The sequence below is a fragment of the Micromonospora sp. Utrum1 genome, from assembly GCF_057197805.1.
This window is the reverse complement of the sequence record NZ_CM170071.1, coordinates 4813247-4831565: the sequence shown is the minus strand read 5'-3', so window position 1 is coordinate 4831565 and position 18319 is coordinate 4813247. Positions and strand designations below refer to the sequence as shown.

The 18319-nt window shown below is 74.2% G+C and carries 19 protein-coding genes; 12 read left to right on the top strand and 7 right to left on the bottom strand.

The annotated features are described in order from the left end of the window. Nucleotides 1–18: 18 nt before the first annotated feature. A complete protein-coding gene (gene pgi, locus AC0OLQ_RS22770) occupies nt 19–1653 on the bottom strand; it encodes a glucose-6-phosphate isomerase (RefSeq protein WP_484532407.1) in 1635 nt (544 codons plus the stop codon). 249 nt (nt 1654–1902) lie between these two features. On the opposite strand from pgi, the gene AC0OLQ_RS22765 reads away from it, so the two are divergent. The 4 genes from AC0OLQ_RS22765 to AC0OLQ_RS22750 all read left to right on the top strand — a co-directional run bounded on the left by AC0OLQ_RS22765 (nt 1903) and on the right by AC0OLQ_RS22750 (nt 6742). Then, the gene (locus AC0OLQ_RS22765) at nt 1903–3840 is read left to right on the top strand and encodes an ABC transporter ATP-binding protein (RefSeq protein WP_484527934.1); all 1938 of its coding nucleotides are present in this window, start codon (nt 1903–1905) and stop codon (nt 3838–3840) included. Nucleotides 3841–3926: 86 nt separating this feature from the next. Beyond that, nucleotides 3927–4976, top strand: coding sequence for an aldo/keto reductase (locus tag AC0OLQ_RS22760; RefSeq protein WP_484527933.1), 1050 nt, complete (start codon nt 3927–3929; stop codon nt 4974–4976). 90 nt (nt 4977–5066) lie between these two features. After that, nucleotides 5067–6134, top strand: a complete 1068-nt coding sequence (locus AC0OLQ_RS22755) for a hypothetical protein (protein WP_484527932.1) — start codon at nt 5067–5069, stop codon at nt 6132–6134. Nucleotides 6135–6175: 41 nt separating this feature from the next. Beyond that, nucleotides 6176–6742, top strand: coding sequence for an RNA 2'-phosphotransferase (locus AC0OLQ_RS22750; protein ID WP_484527931.1), 567 nt, complete (start codon nt 6176–6178; stop codon nt 6740–6742). Nucleotides 6743–6817: 75 nt separating this feature from the next. Here the strand turns inward: AC0OLQ_RS22750 and AC0OLQ_RS22745 are convergent, their stop codons facing one another. Together AC0OLQ_RS22745 and AC0OLQ_RS22740 are read right to left on the bottom strand one after the other, a co-directional pair. Continuing rightward, nucleotides 6818–8089, bottom strand: coding sequence for a sulfite oxidase (locus AC0OLQ_RS22745; RefSeq protein WP_484527930.1), 1272 nt, complete (start codon nt 8087–8089; stop codon nt 6818–6820). A 134-nt stretch (nt 8090–8223) separates the two neighbouring features. Then, nucleotides 8224–8739 (bottom strand): NUDIX domain-containing protein, encoded by a 516-nt coding sequence (locus AC0OLQ_RS22740; RefSeq protein WP_484527929.1) that lies wholly within the window; start codon nt 8737–8739, stop codon nt 8224–8226. 147 nt (nt 8740–8886) lie between these two features. Here AC0OLQ_RS22740 and AC0OLQ_RS22735 point away from each other — a divergent pair, with 147 nt between their 5' ends. Further along, complete coding sequence (locus AC0OLQ_RS22735; protein WP_484527928.1) at nt 8887–9234, top strand: ADP-ribosylation/crystallin J1; 348 nt, start codon at nt 8887–8889, stop codon at nt 9232–9234. 54 nt (nt 9235–9288) lie between these two features. On the opposite strand, the gene AC0OLQ_RS22730 is transcribed toward AC0OLQ_RS22735, so the two are convergent. The 4 genes from AC0OLQ_RS22730 to AC0OLQ_RS22715 all read right to left on the bottom strand — a co-directional run bounded on the left by AC0OLQ_RS22730 (nt 9289) and on the right by AC0OLQ_RS22715 (nt 11909). Further along, nucleotides 9289–9930: an SRPBCC family protein gene (locus tag AC0OLQ_RS22730; RefSeq protein ID WP_484527927.1), complete on the bottom strand. Its 642-nt coding sequence runs from the start codon at nt 9928–9930 to the stop codon at nt 9289–9291. Beyond that, nucleotides 9930–10289, bottom strand: a complete 360-nt coding sequence (locus tag AC0OLQ_RS22725; protein WP_484527926.1) for an ArsR/SmtB family transcription factor — start codon at nt 10287–10289, stop codon at nt 9930–9932. The genes AC0OLQ_RS22730 and AC0OLQ_RS22725 overlap by 1 nt, the downstream gene beginning before the upstream one ends. A 110-nt stretch (nt 10290–10399) precedes the next feature. Further along, on the bottom strand, nt 10400–11074 hold the full coding sequence (locus AC0OLQ_RS22720) for a peptidoglycan recognition protein family protein (RefSeq protein WP_484527925.1): 675 nt from the start codon (nt 11072–11074) through the stop codon (nt 10400–10402). A gap of 88 nt (nt 11075–11162) precedes the next feature. Then, nucleotides 11163–11909 carry a lysozyme gene (locus AC0OLQ_RS22715; protein ID WP_484527924.1) on the bottom strand — a complete coding sequence of 249 codons (747 nt, stop codon included), beginning with the start codon at nt 11907–11909 and terminating at the stop codon, nt 11163–11165. Between the two features lie 214 nt (nt 11910–12123). Between AC0OLQ_RS22715 and AC0OLQ_RS22710 the strand changes: the two genes are divergently transcribed. From AC0OLQ_RS22710 to AC0OLQ_RS22680, 7 genes are all read left to right on the top strand, one after another. Continuing rightward, entirely contained in the window at nt 12124–12474 is a 351-nt protein-coding gene (locus AC0OLQ_RS22710; RefSeq protein WP_484527923.1) for a YciI family protein, read from the top strand. Continuing rightward, nucleotides 12471–13691 carry an RNA polymerase sigma factor gene (locus tag AC0OLQ_RS22705; protein ID WP_484527922.1) on the top strand — a complete coding sequence of 407 codons (1221 nt, stop codon included), beginning with the start codon at nt 12471–12473 and terminating at the stop codon, nt 13689–13691. Before AC0OLQ_RS22710 ends, AC0OLQ_RS22705 begins: the two co-directional genes overlap by 4 nt. After that, the gene (locus AC0OLQ_RS22700) at nt 13688–14524 is read left to right on the top strand and encodes an SMP-30/gluconolactonase/LRE family protein (RefSeq protein WP_484527921.1); all 837 of its coding nucleotides are present in this window, start codon (nt 13688–13690) and stop codon (nt 14522–14524) included. Before AC0OLQ_RS22705 ends, AC0OLQ_RS22700 begins: the two co-directional genes overlap by 4 nt. Before the next feature lie 191 nt (nt 14525–14715). Continuing rightward, nucleotides 14716–15537, top strand: a complete 822-nt coding sequence (locus AC0OLQ_RS22695) for an ABC transporter ATP-binding protein (RefSeq protein WP_484527920.1) — start codon at nt 14716–14718, stop codon at nt 15535–15537. Next, a complete protein-coding gene (locus AC0OLQ_RS22690) occupies nt 15534–16250 on the top strand; it encodes an ABC transporter ATP-binding protein (protein WP_484527919.1) in 717 nt (238 codons plus the stop codon). The genes AC0OLQ_RS22695 and AC0OLQ_RS22690 overlap by 4 nt, the downstream gene beginning before the upstream one ends. Before the next feature lie 28 nt (nt 16251–16278). Next, nucleotides 16279–17157 (top strand): branched-chain amino acid ABC transporter permease, encoded by an 879-nt coding sequence (locus AC0OLQ_RS22685; protein WP_484527918.1) that lies wholly within the window; start codon nt 16279–16281, stop codon nt 17155–17157. Next, a complete protein-coding gene (locus AC0OLQ_RS22680; protein ID WP_484527917.1) occupies nt 17154–18293 on the top strand; it encodes a branched-chain amino acid ABC transporter permease in 1140 nt (379 codons plus the stop codon). The genes AC0OLQ_RS22685 and AC0OLQ_RS22680 overlap by 4 nt, the downstream gene beginning before the upstream one ends. Nucleotides 18294–18319: the final 26 nt, after the last annotated feature.

The window sequence follows — 18319 nt, the reverse complement described above, 5'->3', positions numbered from 1 at the left end:
GGAGGCCGCCGGCGTACGTCAGTCCCGGCCGCGCTGGGCGCGGTAGCGGTGGATCAGCGCGGCGGTGGAGGAGTCCACGTCGCCGAGGTCCGGCCGGGCCCCGGTGAGTTTCGGCGCGAGCTGGTTGGCCATCACCTTGCCCAGTTCCACGCCCCACTGGTCGAAGGCGTTGATGTCCCAGACCGCGGCCTCGGTGAAGACGATGTGCTCGTAGAGGGCGATGAGCTGGCCCAGCGTCGCCGGGGTCAGCTTCGGTGCGATGATCGACGTGGTCGGGTGGTTGCCCGCCATCACCCGGTGCGGCACCACCTCCGGCGCGGTGCCCTCCGCCTCGACCTGCTCCTTCGTGCGGCCGAAGGCCAGCGCGGCGGTCTGCGCGAAGAAGTTCGACATGAACAGGTCGTGCATGTCGCCCAGGTCGTGATTGGGCTGGCTGAACGCGATGAAGTCCGCCGGGATCAGCCGGGTGCCCTGGTGGATGAGCTGGTAGAAGGCGTGCTGACCGTTGGTGCCCGGCTCGCCCCAGAAGATCTCCCCGGTGGGGTACGTGACCGGCCGGCCGTCCCGCGTCACCGACTTGCCGTTGCTCTCCATGGTGAGCTGCTGCAGGTAAGCCGGGAACCGGTGCAGGTACTGCGAATAGGGCAGCACCGCGTGGGTCTCCGCCCCGAGGAAATCGGTGTACCAGACGTTGAGCAGGCCGAGCAGCGCCGGCACGTTCCGGGCCACCGGCGTGGTCCGGAAGTGCTCGTCCACGGCGTGGTAGCCGCTCAGCAGCTCCCGGAACCGTGCCGGCCCGATCGCCAGCATCACCGACAGCCCGACCGCCGAGGGCAGCGAGTAGCGCCCGCCCACCCAGTCCCAGAAGCCGAACATGTTCTCCGGGTCGATGCCGAAGTCGCGAACCCGCTGCTCGTTGGTGCTGACCGCGACGAAGTGCCGGGCGATGGCGCTGTCGTCCGCGTCCAGCCCGGCCAGCAGCCAGCGCCGGGCCTGGTCGGCGTTGGCCAGCGTCTCCTGGGTGGAGAACGTCTTGGAGACCACGACGAACAGCGTGCTGGCCGGGTCCAGGTCGGTGGTCTTGTCGTGGATGTCGGTCGGGTCGATGTTGGACACGAACCGGCAGCTGATCCCGGCGTCCCGGTACGCCTTCAGCGCCTCGTACGCCATCACCGGCCCGAGGTCGGAGCCGCCGATGCCGATGTTGACCACGGTGCTGATCCGCTCGCCGGTGTAGCCCCGCCAGGCGCCGGAGCGGACCCGCTCGGCGAAGGCCGACATCCGATCCAGCACGGCGTGCACGTCGGCGACCACGTCCTGGCTGTCCACGGTGAGCGACGCGTCGGGGGGCAGCCGCAGCGCGGTGTGCAGCACGGCCCGGTCCTCGGTGGAGTTGATGTGCTCCCCGGCGAACATGGCGGTGATCCGGTCGGCCAGCCCGACCCGCTCGGCGAGCCCGGTCAGCAGGCTCAACGTCTCGTCGGTGACCAGGTTCTTGCTGTAGTCCACGTGCAGGTCGGCGACCTCGCCGGTGAGCCGGTCACCCCGCTGCCCGTCCGCGGCGAACAGCTCCCGCAGGTGCGTGCCGCGCATCGCCTCGGCGTGCTTGCGCAGGGCCTGCCATTCGTCCGTGGTGGTGACGTCCACAGCCATCGGGTCGATCTTCTCCTTCACGACGGGTCAGCCGGCGGGGCCGGCGTCGCCCCGCTGCCGGCGACCCCACCAGCCTGCCACCCGGGACGGGTACGCGCGACGCGACCCGACATCGCCCACCCCTCGGGAGCGGGGAACCTCCGGCGCGACACGCGATTGGGACGGGTGTACGACGCGCCGCTCACGAGCAGACAACGCATAGTTGCGGACAGTAAGCTCCGGTGCTGCCTGCCCCGCCGAGGAGGTGCGATGACCACGGTGATCGGCCCACGTCCCCCGTCCGAGCAGGACGAGCCGGCCGACGGGCCGGCACTGCCCGAGCTGGCGGACCCGCACTGGATGCACCGCGCCACCGAGTTCGCCCACACCGGATTCTGGGCGGTGGCCCGCCGGCTGCCCGCCCTGGTCCGGGAGGCCATCGCCCTGGCCTGGGCGACCAGCCGGCGGGACACCCTCGCCTCGATCGGGCTCAACGTCGCCGCCGGCGTGCTCACCACGCTGGGCCTGCTCGCCACGACGGGGGTGCTCCAACAGCTCTTCGCCGCCGGCCCCACGCCCGACCGGATCCGCGCGGCGATGCCTGCCCTGGTGCTGGCGGCAGCGGCGGTCACCGCTCGGGGCGCCCTGACCGTCGCCGCGGGTTGGGCGCAGGCGCGGCTCATCCCGCAGATCAACTACGCGGTGGAGCTGCGGCTCTTCGAGACCACGTCGGCGGTCGAGCTGGCGGCGTTCGACGACGCCGGGTTCGCCGAGGAGATGGTGCGGGCCCGCGACCGGGGCCTGGCCGAGGCCGGGTCCATCGTGAACGACACCGTCAACCTGGTCACCGGCGTGGTCGGCGTGGCGGCCACCGCCGCGGCGGTGACGGTGATCCATCCGGTGCTGCTGCCCTGCCTGCTGGCCGCCGCCGCGCCGGAGGCGGTGACCGCGGTGCGGATGGCCCGCCGCCAGCACCTCGACTGGCTGGCCCGGGTCACCCGGCAGCGACGCAAGTGGATGCTCGGCGACCTGATGGCCGACCGGCGCACCGCCGCCGAGATCCGCGCGTACCAGATGCAGGCGTTCCTGCTGACGGAGTTCCACCGCGTGATGAGCCTGGAGACCCGCGCCGAGCTGCGCCTGGCCCGGTCGCAGACGGTGACCCGCGCGGTCGGCCTGTCGGCCACCGGGGTCGCCGCCTTCGGCCTCTACGCGGTCCTTGGCGGCCTGTTGCTCAACGGTGTGGTCGCCCTGGCCGCCGCGGCCACCGCCCTGCTGGCGTTGCAGTCGGCCCGGGCCGGCCTGCGCACCGCCGTCTTCGCCACCAACTCGATCTACGAGGACGCCCTCTACTACCAGGACTACCGGAACTTCCTGGATCGGGCCCGGCGCCGCGTGCCGGCCGGCGGCACCCGGCCGGTGGACGGCTTCGACCGGATCGACCTCGACCGGGTCAGCCTCTGCTACCCCGACACCGAGACCCCCGCGGTGGACGAGGTCAGCCTGACCGTCCGGCGCGGCGAGGTGATCGCGCTGGTGGGGGAGAACGGCTCCGGCAAGACCACCCTGGCCAAGCTCATCGCCGGCCTCTACCGGCCCACCACCGGCGTGATCCGCTGGGACGGGGTGGACGCCGCCGAGCTGGACCCGCGGCAGACCGCCGCCCAGGTGGCGGTGATGAGCCAGGACTGGTGGAAGTTCCCGTTCACCGTCCGGCAGAACATCCGGATCGGCCGGCACGACCGGCCCGCCGACCGGCCCGGGCCCGAGGTCGAGGACGCCGCCCGGGACGCCGTCGCGCACGACATGATCACCGAGCTGCCGTTCGGCTACGACACGCTGCTGGACCGGCAGTTCAAGGACGGTCAGGACCTCTCCGGCGGGCAGTGGCAGCGGCTCGTGGCCGCGCGCGGCCTCTACCGGGACGCCCGGCTGCTGATCTGCGACGAACCCTCGGCGGCCCTCGACGCGCGGGCCGAGCACGCCCTCTTCCAGCACCTGCGGCGGCATCCCGACCGGGCCGTGGTGCTGATCACCCACCGGCTGGCCAACGTCCGGCACGCCGACCGGATCTTCGTGATGGACCACGGCCGGCTCATCCAGCAGGGCGACCACAACGAGCTGATGGCCCAGGAGGGCCTCTACCGGGAGCTGTTCGAGCTGCAGGCGGCCGGCTACCTGGCCCAGGCCGGGGAGGCCGGCGGCTGAGCGGTTGACCTCGAGCACGCTCGAACTCCTACGGTGACCGCACCGGCCGCCGCCCGGTCAGCGCGGCGTCATCCCAGGGAGCCCCCATGCGTTACCGCGTCCTCGGCGGCACCGGCATCCAGGTCAGCGTCCACTGTCTCGGCACGATGATGTTCGGGTCGGTCGGCAACCCCGACCACGACGACTGCGCCCGGATCGTCCACGCCGCCCTCGACCAGGGCATCAACTTCGTGGACACCGCCGACATGTACTCGGCGGGCGAGTCGGAGGTGATCGTCGGCAAGGCGCTGCGGGGCCGGCGAGACGACGTGGTCCTGGCCACCAAGGTGCACTTCCCGATGGGGGAGGGGCCCAACCGGGGCGGGAACTCGCGCCGCTGGATCGTCCGCGCCGTGGAGGACAGCCTGCGCCGCCTGGGCACCGACTGGATCGACCTCTACCAGGTGCACCGGCCCGACCACACCACCGACGTCGAGGAGACCCTCGGGGCGCTCACCGACCTGGTCCGGGCCGGCAAGATCCGGGCGTTCGGCTGCTCGACCTTCCCGGCCGAGGAGATCGTCGAGGCGCAGCACGTCGCGGAGCGGCGGGCGCTCGGCCGGTTCCGCACCGAGCAACCGCCGTACTCGATCCTGGCCCGCGGCATCGAGACGTCGGTCCTCCCGGTCTGCCAGCGCTACCGGATGGGCGTGCTGGTGTGGAGCCCGCTGGCCTCCGGTTTCCTCTCCGGACGGTACCGGGCGGGCCGGGCCGTCGACCTCACCGCCGGCCGGCCCGCGCTCACCCCGGCCCGGTTCGACCCGGCCCTGCCCGGCAACGCCGCCAAGTACGCCGCCGTCGAGGAACTGGTCGGGCTCGCCGACGAGATCGGGTGCTCGCTGCCCGAACTGGCCGTCGCGTTCACCGTGGCGCACCCCGCGGTCACCTCGGCGATCATCGGGCCGCGCACCCTGAACCAGCTGGAGGATCTGCTCAAGGGGGCGGCGCTGGCGCTCGACGACGCGGTGCTGGACCGGATCGACGAGATCGTCCCGCCCGGCACCAACCTCTACCAGCCGGACGGTGCCTGGTCCCCGCCGGTGCTCACCGACCCGGCCTTCCGCCGCAGGCCGCCGGCCGAGCGCGCCGCGGCCTGACGCCGTTGCGCCTCGGCGCCGTCGGACGACCGCCGGTGGGCCGGGGTGACCGGTTGCCGCCGGCGGCCGTACTCGGGCAGGATGCCCGGAATGGCCCGCCCGTCCGCCCGCCGCGCCACCGCCGTCGCGGCTGTGCTCGCCCTCTCCGCCGCCGGCTGCTCCGGGCCGGGCACCCCGCCGGCCGCCGCGCCGACGGCCAGCGGCGGGGTCACCGCCACGGCAGGCCCACCGGCCGGCCCGTCGCCCGTCCCGGCCGCCCGCGCCGGGCTCGGCGGCCGGCCGAGCGCGAGCGCCCGGCCGTGCCAGGCCTTCCCGGCGGACAACGTCTGGCACGCCGACGTCTCCCAGCTGCCCGTGCACCCGCGCTCCGCGGCGATGATCGGCGCGATCGGCGGCGGCGCCACCGTGCACGCCGACTTCGGCTCCGGCCGGTGGGAGGGCGCGCCGATCGGCATCCCGGTCACCGTCGTACCCGCCGGGCAGCGGCGGGTCCCGGTCACCTTCGGGTACGCCGACGAGAGCGACCCGGGGCCGTACCCGGTCCCGCCGGACGCGGCGGTCGAGGGCGGGCCGGACGGCACCGGCGACCGGCACGTGATCGTCTGGGACCGGGCGGCCTGCCGGGCGTACGAGCTGTTCGACGCGCACCGGTCCGGCGCCGGCTGGCGGGCCGGCTCGGGAGCGGTCTTCGACCTGCGGTCGAACCGGTTGCGCCGGGCGGGCTGGACCTCCGCCGACGCGGCCGGGCTGTCCATCCTGGCCGGGCTGGTCCGCTACGACGAGGTGGCCGCCGGCCGGATCGACCACGCCGTCCGGGTGACCGTGCCGCGCACCCGCACCGGCTGGACCTGGCCGGCCACCCACTCCGCCTCGTCGGCCACCGACCCGGCGCTGCCGCAGCTCGGCCAGCGGCTGCGGCTCAAGCGGTCGGTGGACCTGTCCCGGCTGCCCCGGCAGGCCCGGATCGTCGCCGAGGCGATGCAGCGGTACGGCCTGGTCGTCGCCGACCACGGCTCGGCCTGGTTCCTCTCCGGCGCCCCCGACCCGCGCTGGGACAACGACGCCCTGCACGCCCTCGGCGGCCTGCGCGGGAGCGACTTCGAGGTGGTCGACGCCGCGGGGCTGATGGTGAGCGCCGGCTCGGGCGCCGCCCGCTGATATCCGTCGACGGCCCTCGGCCGGTGGGTCACACTGTCCGGGTGGATCATCGTGACCTGGTCCGGGTGAGCAAGCGCATGTCGCTGGCGCTGCGCCACCACCCCGACCGGTTCGACCTGACGCTCGACCGGGCGGGCTGGGTTCCGGTCACCGCCCTGCTCGCCGCGTTGGGGATCAGCCGTGCCGACCTGGACGCCGTGGTGGCCGGCAACGACAAGCAGCGATTCGCCGTCGAACGCGGACCCGACGGGGTCGACCGGATCCGGGCCAGCCAGGGCCACTCCGTTCCCGTCGACCTCGGCCTGGCCCCGGCCACCCCGCCCGACCGCCTCTTCCACGGCACCAGCGAGACGGTGCTGCCCGCGATCCGGGTCGAGGGGCTGCGCCGCGGCCGCCGCCACCACGTGCACCTCTCCCCGGACGAGGAGACCGCCCGCCGCGTCGGCGCCCGCCGCACCGGCCCCGTGGTGATCCTCACGATCAACGCCGGCGCCATGTCGGCCAACGGCTACCGCTTCTACCGCAGCGCCAACGGCGTCTGGCTCACGGACACCGTCCCACCCGCCTACCTCACCGCCCCATCCTCATCCCCGCCCCCGCCCCGTTGATCATGAAGTTATGACCACCGGCACCGGCGTGTCGGGGCAACAACTTCATGATCACCGGCGGGGGAGGGGCGCGGGTCAGGCGGCCGTGACCGGGTGGTGGACCACCGCGTCGAAGAGGTAGGCGAGGGTGTTGGGGGCGGCGCGGTCGGGTTGGGTGGCGCCGGTGATGTCGGTGGCGCGGGCGCGGAGGGTGAACCGGCCGGGGGCCGGGGGGCGCCAGCACGCCGTCCAGCGCTGCCAGGCGCCGCCGCGGTCGGCGGCCACCAGGTCGGCCGGGCGCCAACCGTCGCCGGTGTCCACCTCGACCCGGTCGATCGGGCCGTTGCCCGACCAGGACCGGCCGTGCAGCAGCACCTCGGCGCCGGCCGGCACGCGGGCGTCCCAGGCCAGCTCGAACGCGCTCTTCACCGGCTGCGCGCCCAGCACCGTGCCCTCGGCCGGGTGCCCGGGGCCGAACATCCGGTAGAACCGGGTGTTCCACGGGGAGAACAGGGGAGTGGTGGAGACCTCGACCGGGCCCACCCACTTGATCGAGGAGATGCCGATCCAGCCGGGCACCACCACGCGGACCGGGAAGCCGTGGTCGGCGGGGAGCGGCTCGCCGTTCATCTCGTACGCCAGCAGCACGTCGTCCAGGGCCTTGGCGACCGGCAGCGGACGGCGTACCCGGCCCAGGTTGATCCCGCCGGTCACGTAGTCCGGGTCCAGCCCCTCGGGCATCACGTCGATTGCGTCGTCGCGCAGCCCGGCGAGGCGCAGCACGGTGCCCAGCCGGACACCCCGCCACCGGGCCACGCCGACCCCGCCCAGCCCCCAGGCCACGCCCGGCGTCGGATCGCCCTGCTGGTCGGCGAAGTAGCGGCGGCCGTTGCCGGCGCACTCGAGCAGCGCGTCGCTCTCCTCGGCGGGCAACCGGCGCAGGTCATCGAGGCTGAACTCGACCGGGGCGTCGCGGGTGGGGGCGTCCCGCAGCCCGGTGCCGAAGAGGCGCAGCCGCCAGGTGTCGGCGTCCAGCCGGGGCGTCACCGTGTGGTTGCGGACGAAGAACCGGTCGTTCGGCACCACGTACCCCTGCCCGGCCATCGCCGCCCAGTGCATCTCGGCGTTGGTGTCCAGCGGGCGCAGCAGCTCCGGCGGCAGCGGCTTGGCGATCGGCGTGCCCGGGTCGACGCCGACCGGCGCCGACGCCACCGCGACCGGCTCGCGCTCGGCCGCCGCGGCGGTCAGGGCGGCCATGGCCGCCCCCAGCTCCAGCAACCGGTCGCGGTCGACGCCCGGGCCGCGGGCCTCCCCGGCGAGCCACTGCCGGCTCCGGCGGGTGTCGTGGTCGGCTTCGGCGTGGGACACGGGAGACCTCCGGAGGCTCGGCGACGCTGCCTTTCCTATTCAATCAATAGGACTTTTCGCAGCGTCGGCCGAGGTCCGTGGCGTCGATCGGCGTCACCGTGCCGGCGGTGGCCCGCCGAGCGCGACCTGCCGGGTCAGTCGGTGGACCGGCCGCCGAGGAAGTCGGCCAGCACCCGGGTGTGCGTGGAGAACGCCAGCTCGATCGGCTCGGTGAGGACCAGCCACTCGGTGGCCTCCTCGGTCGGCGCCGACGGGGGCAGGTCACCGATCGGCCGCTCGGGCAGCACGCCGAAGACCATCATGGTGCCGCCGGCCGGCGCGCCGTGCACCGCGAACAGTCGCGCCTCGTCGGCCTCGGCCAGCAGCCCGGTCTCCTCCCGCAGCTCGCGGACCAGCGCCTCGGACCACTCCTCGCCGTACTCGATGAAACCGCCCGGGAGGGCGAGCTGGCCGCGGGCCGGCTCGATGTCCCGGCGGACCACCACCACGCCGAGGCCGTCCGGGGTGCGGACCGGCAGCACGGCCACCGCGACGGGCAGCGGGTTGCGCCACACCGTCTCGCCGCAGACCAGGCAGACACGCGGCCACCCGGCCCCCGCCGGGTAGGCCGCGCCGCAGAACGAGCAGTGCGCGTACGGAGCGGCGGTCACGCCGTTGCACGTTACCCGCCCGGCCGTTTCGGCGCGCCCTTCACCCGTCCGCGCGGGGTGTCCCCGGGTGCCCCGGGCCGGAATCCCCTCGCGGGGCCGGTGCCGCCGCCGGTAGCCTGCCCCGGCCTGAGGCGGAAGGAGGAGACGGTGGAGACCATCACGCTGTGGCGGCCGACCGGGCCGGAGGAGCTGGCCCTGGTCGAGGCGTCCGGCTGGCGCGCGTGGCCGCCCCGCCTCCCGGACCAACCGATCTTCTACCCGGTGCTCACCGAGGAGTACGCCGTCCTGATCGCCCGGGACTGGAACGTCCCGGCCTCCGGCGTCGGCTACGTGACCCGGTTCGCGGTGCAACGGGACTTCGCCGACCGCTACCCGGTTCGTCAGGTCGGTGGCCGGGAGATCCGCGAACTCTGGATCCCCGCCGAGGATGTGCCCCTGCTCAACGCGCACCTCGTCGGCCGCATCGAAGTCGTGCACGAGTTCCACCCCGCCTGACCTCGCGGTCGTGCCCGTGCCGACGGACGCGGCACGGGCACGACCGGCGGGAAGTCAGGGGGTGGGGGTGCCGGTGTAGGCGGCGGTGACCCGCTTGCCGGCGGCGCGGGCCTCGTCCGCGGGGGTGCCGGCGGCGATACTCGCCTCGGTCCAGCGGTCGCTGGCCTCCGTCATGAAGCGGCGGCCCTCGTCGGAGCCCACCCAGGCGGCGGCCTGGTCCGGGCTGACCCCGGCGCCGTCCGCCGCGAAGTGGGAGGCCAGGCCGAGCAGCGCCGAGTCCCAGCCGACGCCGACCGCGCCCGGGCCGTACTCGGCCCACCGCTCGTCGTCGACGTGCGCGACGTGCTCCAGCTCGAACCGGGTACGCCCGGCGCCGGCCTCGGTGAGCCGCACCTCGATCCAGCTCACCTCGCCGCCGAACTCCCAGCTCGCGGCAAAGCTGTGCGGCGGGTCGCAGCGTTCGACCGTGCCCCCGGCGTTGCCCTCCAGCTGGTAGCGCCCGCCGAGCTTCAGCTCGCCGGAGATCGGCAGGAACCAGCGGGGGATCCGCTCGGCGCTGGTGCAGGCGTCCCAGACGTCCTCCACCGGCGCGTCGTAGGTCTGGCTGACGGTCATCACCCGCGCCTCGCCGGCGGGGAGCGTACGGCTGCCCAGCCGGCGCTCGACGGCGCTGATCTGCCCGGTCACGTCGATCATCAGGTGGTCCTCTCCTCGGATTCGCCCTCGCGCAGCCGCCGTTCCCGCCGGCCCCGGGCCAGTTCGGTGGCGAGCGCCGCCAGCGGCGGCGTCCAGAACCGGCGGAAGCCCGCCAGCCACTCGTCCATCTCGCGCAGCGGTCCCGGGTCCACCGCGTAGAGGCGGCGGGTGCCCTGGGCGCGCACGGTCGCGAAGCCGTGCTCCCGCAGCACCTTGAGGTGCTGCGACACGGCCGGCTGGCTGATGCCGAACTCCCGTTGCACGGTCGCGCCGAGCGCGCCGGCCGGCTGCTCACCCTCGGCGAGCAGCTCCAGGATCCGGCGACGGACCGGATCACCGAGAACGTCGAAGGCGTGCACGCCCTCTTTCTATCAGACCCGACTTATATAAGCGAGATCTGAAACAAAGAAGATCTTGGAGAGTTCCCGTTCGAGAGGAACGGAAACTCTCCAAGATCCGCAAAGTGTCCTCAGCCGCCGAGGCGGGCGGCGACGGTGCTGCGCAGTTCCGGCAGCCGGTCGTGCAGCAGGCCGGGGCACTGGGTGTCGTTGAAGTCCTTGTGCCCGTAGATCTCGGTCGGCGGGATGCCGTACTGCTGGCAGGTGAAGGCGCAGAACACCACCAGGCTGTTCCAGAGCGCCGCCGGGGGCTGCACGTCGAGATAGATGCCGTCGTTCTCGATGCCGATGGCCTGGCTGTTCTGCCCGACGCAGTGCGCGCCCTGCACCATGGTCTGCCCGTGCAGCAGCCCGTACAGGCTGCCGTGCCGGCCCTCGGTGAGATAGCCGCCGCGGCTGTTGGTGAAATGCTGCCCGGAGTCGAGCCAGCCGTTGGTGTCCATGTGCAGGTTCTGAATGTCGCGCGAGTTCCGGTAGGCCTGCGCGAGGCTGTAGTCGGTGGTGTTCGGGAACGCGGTGTGGTGAATGATGATCTTGTTGGGTCGGCTCTGCACCACGCTCACCGCCGACGAGGGCGGGCGGGCGCCCCAGGTCGCGCAGTTGGCGATGGTCGGCTGGTCGATCCGGGTGGCGACGGCCCGGGCCTTGCGGTCGGCGCCGAACTGGGTCAGCGCGGTGGCGCCGGCAGCCGCGCCGAGCAGGACCGCGCCGCGCAGCACGGCCCGCCGGGGAACGGGGACGGACATGAGGGCCTCCTCGTCAGGGACGGACGCCGCCGGTGGCGGGGCGGCTGGTCCGGGGTCGGCCGGAGGTCGACCCGCCACCGGCGCCGGGTCAGCAGGGTCCGTTGCAGGCCAGCACCTTGAGCCGGTCCAGAGTGCCGTTCCAGACGTTCTGGTCACCCGGGAAGACGCCCGACGAGGCCCACTGCCAGAAGGAGTACGTCGGCCAGCCGGCCGGCAGGGTGCCGACGCTGCTGGAGTAGCGCGCGATCCACAGCGGGTTGTTCGCGGCGAACTGCGACGTGTTGCCGGTGCAGGTGGTCCACCAGTCGGTGGTGGTGTAGATGGTGGCCCACCGGCCGGTCCGCGCGTAGTACTGGTTGACGAACGAGGCGATCCAGCTGCGCATCGAGGCCTGGCTCAGCCCGTAGCAGGTGGCGCCGTACGGGTTGTACTCGATGTCGAGCGCGCCGGGCAGGGTCCTGCCGTCCTTGGACCAGCCGCCGCCGTGGTCGACGAAGTAGTTGGCCTGGGTGGCGCCGCTCGTGGTGTCCGGCCGGGCGAAGTGGTACGACCCGCGGATCATCCCGACGTTGTAGGAGCCGTTGTACTGCTGGGCGAAGTACGGGTTGGTGTAGTACGTGCCCTCGGTCGCCTTCACGTACGCGAACCGGGCGCCGTTGCTCCAGGCGGCGGACCAGTTCACGTTGCCCTGGTGGCTGGAGACGTCCATGCCGGGCAGGCCGGCCGGCGCGGCGCTGGCGGGTGTCGCGCCGATGACGGCCGAGGCGGCCAGGGTGACGGTGGCGAGCAGGGCCGTGGCGGCCGTACGCAGCGCCGATCGCAGGGGACGGTTCATCTTTCCTCCCTGGGGGTTGGGGGAGTTTGACGAAAGGAACTGTCAGTATTAGGTCACAGGGTGGAGAAACTTTTCAATAGATGCATCTAAGATTTTCTTTGCACGGCCGAGGCGCCGGGATCTTTTCCGGCCGGCGTGTCGACACCGGCCTGCGCCGTTCGTATGGAGGGTGGAGGGGCGGCGCCGGGCCGCTCCGGCGGGTGAGGAGAAGCGCGTGAGGCAGTACCTGATCAGCCTGTACCAGCCGGCCGGCGCCGGCCGGCCGGACCCGGAGTTCCTGACCGGGGTGATGCGCGAGGTCGACGCCATCGGCCGGGACCTCCGGGAGGCCGGCTGCTGGGTGTTCGGCAACGGCCTGCACGCCCCGGAGACCGCCACCGTGCTGCGCCCGAAGGGCGACGAGGTGCTCGTGACCGACGGCCCCTACGTCGAGGGCAAGGAGTATCTGGGCGGCTTCACCATCATCACCGCACCCGACCTCGACGCGGCGCTCGACTGGGGCCGCCGATACGCCCTGGCCACCACCCTGCCGGTGGAGGTGCGCCCGTTCCAGGGCGACGGATGACCGCGCCCAGCGACGTCGAACGGGCCTTCCGCGCGGAGTACGGCCGCGCGGTCGCCGTGCTGGTCCGCGTGCTCGGCGACATCGACCTCGCCGAGGAGGCGGTCCAGGAGGCGTTCGCCACCGCGGTCGACCGGTGGGCCGTCGACGGCCCACCGCCCAGCCCGGCCGGCTGGATCATCACCACCGCCCGGAACCGGGCGATCGACCGGCTGCGCCGCGAGGCGTCCCGCGCCGACCGGCACGCCCAGGCCGCCCTGCTGTACGCCCCCGAGCCGACCGCCGAGGAGGGGCCCGTGCGCGACGACCGGCTCCGCCTCATCTTCACCTGCTGCCACCCGGCGCTCGCCGCGCCGGCCCGGGTCGCGCTGACCCTGCGTCTGCTCGGCGGCCTGAGCACCGCCGAGATCGCCCGGGCCTTCCTGGTGCCCGAGCCGACCATGGCGCAGCGCCTGGTGCGGGCCAAGGCGAAGATCCGGGACGCGGGCATTCCATACCGGGTGCCCCGGGACGCCGACCTGCCCGATCGGCTGCGCGCCGTGCTGGCCGTGGTCTACCTGATCTTCACCGCGGGGCACACCGCCCACGCGGGGGAGCGGCTGGTCCGGGACGAGCTGTGTGCCGAGGCGGTGCGGCTGGGCCGGCTGCTGGCCGAGCTGATGCCGGACGAGCCGGAGGTGCTCGGGCTGCTCGCGCTGATGCTGCTCACCGACGCGCGGCGGGGCGCCCGGACTGGGCCGGACGGCGTGCTGGTGCCGCTGGGCGCCCAGGACCGCGGCCGGTGGGACCGGGAGCTGATCGCCGAGGGGCAGGCCCTCGTGCGGCGCTGCCTGCGGCGGAACCGGCCCGGCCCGTACCAGATCCAGGCCGCGATCAACGCGGTGCACAGCGACGCGGCGACCGCCGTGGACACCGACTGGCGGCAGGTCCTCGCCCTCTACGACCAGCTCCTGGCGCACGCCCCCGGGCCGGTGGTGGCGCTGAACCGGGCCGTCGCGCTGGCCGAGGTGGCCGGCCCGGCCGCCGCGCTCGCCGAGGTGGACCGGCTGGACCTGGCCGGCTACCACGTCCTGCACGCGGTCCGCGCCGATCTGCTGCGTCGCCTCGACCGGCCCGCCGAGGCGGTGGCCGCGTACGACGCGGCGATCGCGCACACCGACAACGCCGCCGAACGGGAGTTCCTCCGCCGCTCCCGCGACCTGATGGGGAGCGACACGTGAACGCACCGGAGATCCTGGTCGACGGGCTCGCCTTCGGCGAGTCGCCCCGCTGGCACGACGGCCGGCTCTGGCTGGCCGACTGGGGCGCCGGGGAGGTGCTGACCGTGGACGCCGCGGGCCGTACCGAGGTGGTCGCCCGGGTCGACGGGCTGCCGATCTGCTTCGACTGGCTGCCGGACGGGCGGCTGCTGGTGGTCGCCGGCAGCGCCGGGCGGCTGCTGCGCCGGGAGCCCGACGGCGCGCTGCGCACCCACGCCGACCTGGCGGCGCTCGTCCCGCACCCGTGGAACGAGGTGGTCACCGACGCCCGGGGCAACGCGTACGTCAACACCATCGGCTTCGACTTCCCCGCCGGGGACTACCGTCCGGGCGCGGTGGCCCTGGTGACGCCGGACGGTGGTGCCCGGCTGGTCGCCGACGACCTGGCCTTCCCCAACGGCATGGTGCTCATCCCCGACGGGCGCACCCTGATCGTCGCCGAGTCGTACGCCGGCCGGCTCACCGCGTACGACGTGGCCGCCGACGGGACGCTCGGCGGCCGGCGGGTCTGGGCGGCGGTGCCGGACTCCGCGCCGGACGGCATCTGCCTCGATGCCGACGGCGCCGTCTGGTACGGCGACGTGCCGAACCGGTGCGCCGTCCGGGTCGCCGAGGGCGGTCGGGTGCTCGACCGGGTCGACCTGGACCGGGGCTGCTTCGCCTGCGCGCTCGGCGGTCCGGACGGGCGCACCCTCCACCTCGTCACCACACAGTGGAGCCCGGCGGCGCTCTCCGGCGGCCCGCGCACCGGCCAGGTGCGGACCCTGCGGGCGCCCGCCCCGGCCGCCCGCTGAGCAGGGCGGACGCCGCGCGGCGGGGGCTACTCCGCGCGGGCGCCGGAATCGTGATCGCGTCGATATCGACGGGGCCCGCGGGAGGCATTGACGAAACCTCGGCGAAAAGTACACTCCCGGTGTAATAAGTTTCCCGCTTCGCCCGAGCCGCACCGCGCACCCCCGACGCCGCGTCCTCTCCCGAGGTGAAGATGAGCCCACCCCCCACCCCCGTGGACGGCATCGACCTGGCGCTGCACGGCGTCGGCGTCCGGTTCGGCGGGCTGGTCGCCCTCGACGACGTCTCGCTGCGGGTCCCGCCGGGCCGCATCGTCGGCGTGATCGGCCCCAACGGCGCCGGGAAGACCACCCTGTTCAACGTGGTCTGCGGCTTCGTCCCGCCGACCAGTGGATCGCTCACTCTGGACGGTCGGCCGTTCCGGCCCCGACCGCACCGGCTGACCCGGCTCGGCATCGCCCGGACGCTCCAGGGCGTCGGCCTGTTCCCCGGGCTCACCGTGCTGGAGAACGTGGTGGCCGGCGCCAGCCACGCGGCCCGGGCCGGCTTCGCCACCGCCCTGTTCGGCCTGCCGCGCAGCGACCGCGACGAGCGGCGGCTGCGCCGGGAGGCCCTCGACCTCCTCGCCGAGCTGGGTGTCGCGGCGCTCGCCGGCGCGGCCCCGCTGACCCTGCCGTACGCGGTGCGCAAGCGGGTCGCCCTGGCCCGCGCCCTGATCGCCCGGCCCCGGCTGCTCCTGCTCGACGAGCCGGCCGGCGGCCTGAGCGCCGACGACGTCGACGAGCTGGGCGAGCTGGTCCGCACGCTGCCCGAGCGGGCCGGCGGGGCCTGCTCGGTGATGCTCGTCGAGCACCACATGGATCTGGTCATGTCCGTCTGCCAGGAGCTGGTGGTGCTCGACTTCGGCCGGGTCATCGCGGCCGGCACCCCGGACCAGGTTCGCGACGATCCGCTGGTCACCGAGGCCTACCTCGGCGCCGACGTGGCGGCCGAGGCGGCGGGGGCCGGATCGTGAGCGCGGTGCTGGAGGTCGAGGCGGTCAGCGCCGGCTACGGGCCGGTGCCGGTGCTGCGGGACGTGACGTTCGAGGTGCCTGCCGGGACCATCGCCGCCGTGCTCGGCGCCAACGGGGCCGGTAAGACCACGCTGCTGCGTACCCTGTCCGGCCTGCTCCGGCCCACCGGTGGCCGGATCCGCTTCGACGGCGCCGACCTGCGCGGCGTCCGCGTCGAACGGCTGGTCCGGCGCGGCCTGGCGCACGTGCCCGAGGGGCGGGGCGTGGTGGCCGAGCTGACCGTGGAGGAGAACCTGCGCCTCGGCGGGCTCTGGCGGAGCGACCGGGCCGACGCCCGCCGGGCCCAGGACGAGGTCTACGACCTCTTCCCGGCCCTGGCCCGCCGCCGGCGGCACGCCGGGCACCAGCTCTCCGGCGGCGAGCGACAGATGCTCGCCCTCGGTCGGGCGCTGATCGCCCGCCCCCGGCTGCTGCTGCTCGACGAGCCCTCGCTCGGCCTGGCCCCCAAGGTGACCGCGCAGATCATGGCGCTGCTGCGCCGGCTCTGCGACGACCGGGGGCTGACCGTCCTGCTGGTCGAGCAGAACGTGCGCAGCGCCCTCTCGGTCGCCGACCAGGGCGTGGTGATGTCGCTGGGCCGGGTGGTGACCGCCGCGCCCGCGGGCCGGCTGCGCGACGACGACCAGCTCCGGCACGCGTACCTCGGGTTCTGACGGCCCGGCGAGCAGGAAGGATCCGCGATTGGACCGGTTCTTGTTCCTCACCTTCGGCGGGCTGTCCACGGGCGCGGTCTACGCCGCGTTCGCCCTGGCCCTGGTGCTCATCTGGCGGGCCGCCCGACTGGTCAACTTCGCCCAGGGCGCGATGGCCGTGGCCACCGCGTACGTCGGCTACGCGGTGGCCTCCGCGGCCGGCTCCTACTGGCTGGGCCTGGGCGCCGCCGTGCTGGCCGGGCTGCTGCTGGGCGCGCTGGTGGAACGGGTGCTGATGCGCTTCGTCGGGCACGCCAACCCGCTCAACGAGGTGATCGTCGCGCTGGGCCTGGTGCTGCTCATCCAGGCGGTGCTCGGCATGGTCTTCGGCAACGGCTACCGGCCGGCCGCCGCCCCGTTCGACACCGACGCGCTCACCCTCGGCGGCGTCGCCGCGCTCTCCCCGTACGACCTGTGGGTGCTCGGCGCGGTGCTGGTGGTCGTGGTGCTGCTGGCGCTGCTGTTCACCCGCACGCCGATCGGCCTGCGGATGCGGGCCGCCGCGTTCGCCCCCGAGGTGTCCCGGCTGCTCGGCGTCGACGTCAGCCGGATGCTCACCCTCGGCTGGGCGCTGGCCGCCGCGGTCGGCGCGCTCGCCGGGATGCTGGTCGTCCCCACCGGGCTGGGGCTGCACCCGCACGCCATGGACCTGGTCTTCGTCGTCGCGTTCACCGCCGCCGTCGTCGGCGGCCTGGACAGCCCGGCCGGTGCGGTGGTCGGCGGCCTGCTGGTCGGCCTGATCCTCTCGTACGTCACCGGCTACCTGGGCCCGGACACCACCCCGCTGGCCGTCCTGGTGCTGCTGCTGGCCGTCCTCCTGGTCCGCCCCGGCGGGCTCTTCTCCAGCGCGAGAGCGAGGCACGTGTGACCGCCACCCGCCCCTCCGCCCGGTCCGGGGTGGACCGGCCCGCCGGGCCGTCCGCGCTGCGCCGGCTGCTGCCCGGCGCGCCCGCCACCGCCGGCCCGCGCGGGTCCACCCTGCTGCGCCACCTGGCCGGCGTGGTGCTCGCCGGCACCCTGGTCGTGCTGCTCACCAATCAGCTCGCGCCGTACCAGAACCTCCAGGTGGCCCGGGTCTGCGCGTTCCTCTGCGTCACCGCCGGCTACACCGTGCTGGTCGGGCTCAACGGCCAGCTCTCCCTCGGGCACGGCGCGCTGATGGCCACCGGCGCCTACACCGTGGCCCTGATGCAGCAGGGGTTCGAGGAGCGGGGGGTGCAGGGGCGGTGGATCCTGCCGCTGTCCCTGCTGGCCGCCGTCGCGGTGACCGCGCTGGCCGGGCTGGTCATCGGGCTCGCGGCGGCCCGGCTGCGCGGGCCGTACCTGGCCGGCGTGACCCTGGCGGTGGCGACGCTGGTACCGGCCATCAGCACGATCTTCACCGAGGTGTTCAACGGCGAGCAGGGGCTGCGCTTCCCGGCGGAGACCCCGCCGGCGTTCCTCGGCGCGTACTTCCAGCCGGAACGGTGGCTGGCCTGGATCGCGCTGCTCGCCGCGCTGCTGACCGTGCTCCTCCTAGCCAACCTGGTGCGCAGCCGGTTCGGCCGGTCGCTGCGCGCCGTGCGGGACGACGAGGTGGCCGCCCGGCTCGCCGGCATCCACGTCGCCCGCACCCAGGTGCTCGCCTTCGTGGTCAGCGCCGGCTGCGCCGGCCTCGGCGGCGGCGTGTACGCGGTGCTCACCGCCACCGTCGCGCCGGGCAAGTTCCCCCTGGAGCTGTCGCTGTTCCTGCTCATGGCGATCGTGATCGGCGGGCTGGGCAGCCTCGCCGGCGCGGTGTGGGGCGCGGTGCTGCTGGTCGCGCTCCAGGACCTGCCGAGCCTGCTCACCGAGACCTTCAGCCTGCCGTCCGGCCTGGCCCAGCGCCTGGAGGGCAACCTCGCGCTGGCCGTGTTCGGCCTGATCCTCATCGTCGTCATGCTCGTCGCGCCGGGCGGCCTGCACGGCGCCTTCCGTTCCGTCGCCGCCCGGCTGCGGGCCCGCCGCCGCGCGCCGGAGCACTGAGCCACCCCGGTTCCACCCACCCGTTC

Excerpts from the sequence above, each read along its gene's own strand:
- pgi (WP_484532407.1), bottom strand. The coding sequence starts at position 1,653 with ATGGCTGTGGACGTCACCACCACGGACGAATGGCAGGCCCTGCGCAAG.
- AC0OLQ_RS22765 (WP_484527934.1), top strand. The coding sequence starts at position 1,903 with ATGACCACGGTGATCGGCCCACGTCCCCCGTCCGAGCAGGACGAGCCG.
- AC0OLQ_RS22760 (WP_484527933.1), top strand. The coding sequence starts at position 3,927 with ATGCGTTACCGCGTCCTCGGCGGCACCGGCATCCAGGTCAGCGTCCAC.
- AC0OLQ_RS22755 (WP_484527932.1), top strand. The coding sequence starts at position 5,067 with ATGGCCCGCCCGTCCGCCCGCCGCGCCACCGCCGTCGCGGCTGTGCTC.
- AC0OLQ_RS22730 (WP_484527927.1), bottom strand. The coding sequence starts at position 9,930 with ATGATCGACGTGACCGGGCAGATCAGCGCCGTCGAGCGCCGGCTGGGC.
- AC0OLQ_RS22720 (WP_484527925.1), bottom strand. The coding sequence starts at position 11,074 with ATGTCCGTCCCCGTTCCCCGGCGGGCCGTGCTGCGCGGCGCGGTCCTG.
- AC0OLQ_RS22715 (WP_484527924.1), bottom strand. The coding sequence starts at position 11,909 with ATGAACCGTCCCCTGCGATCGGCGCTGCGTACGGCCGCCACGGCCCTG.
- AC0OLQ_RS22705 (WP_484527922.1), top strand. The coding sequence starts at position 12,471 with ATGACCGCGCCCAGCGACGTCGAACGGGCCTTCCGCGCGGAGTACGGC.
- AC0OLQ_RS22695 (WP_484527920.1), top strand. The coding sequence starts at position 14,716 with ATGAGCCCACCCCCCACCCCCGTGGACGGCATCGACCTGGCGCTGCAC.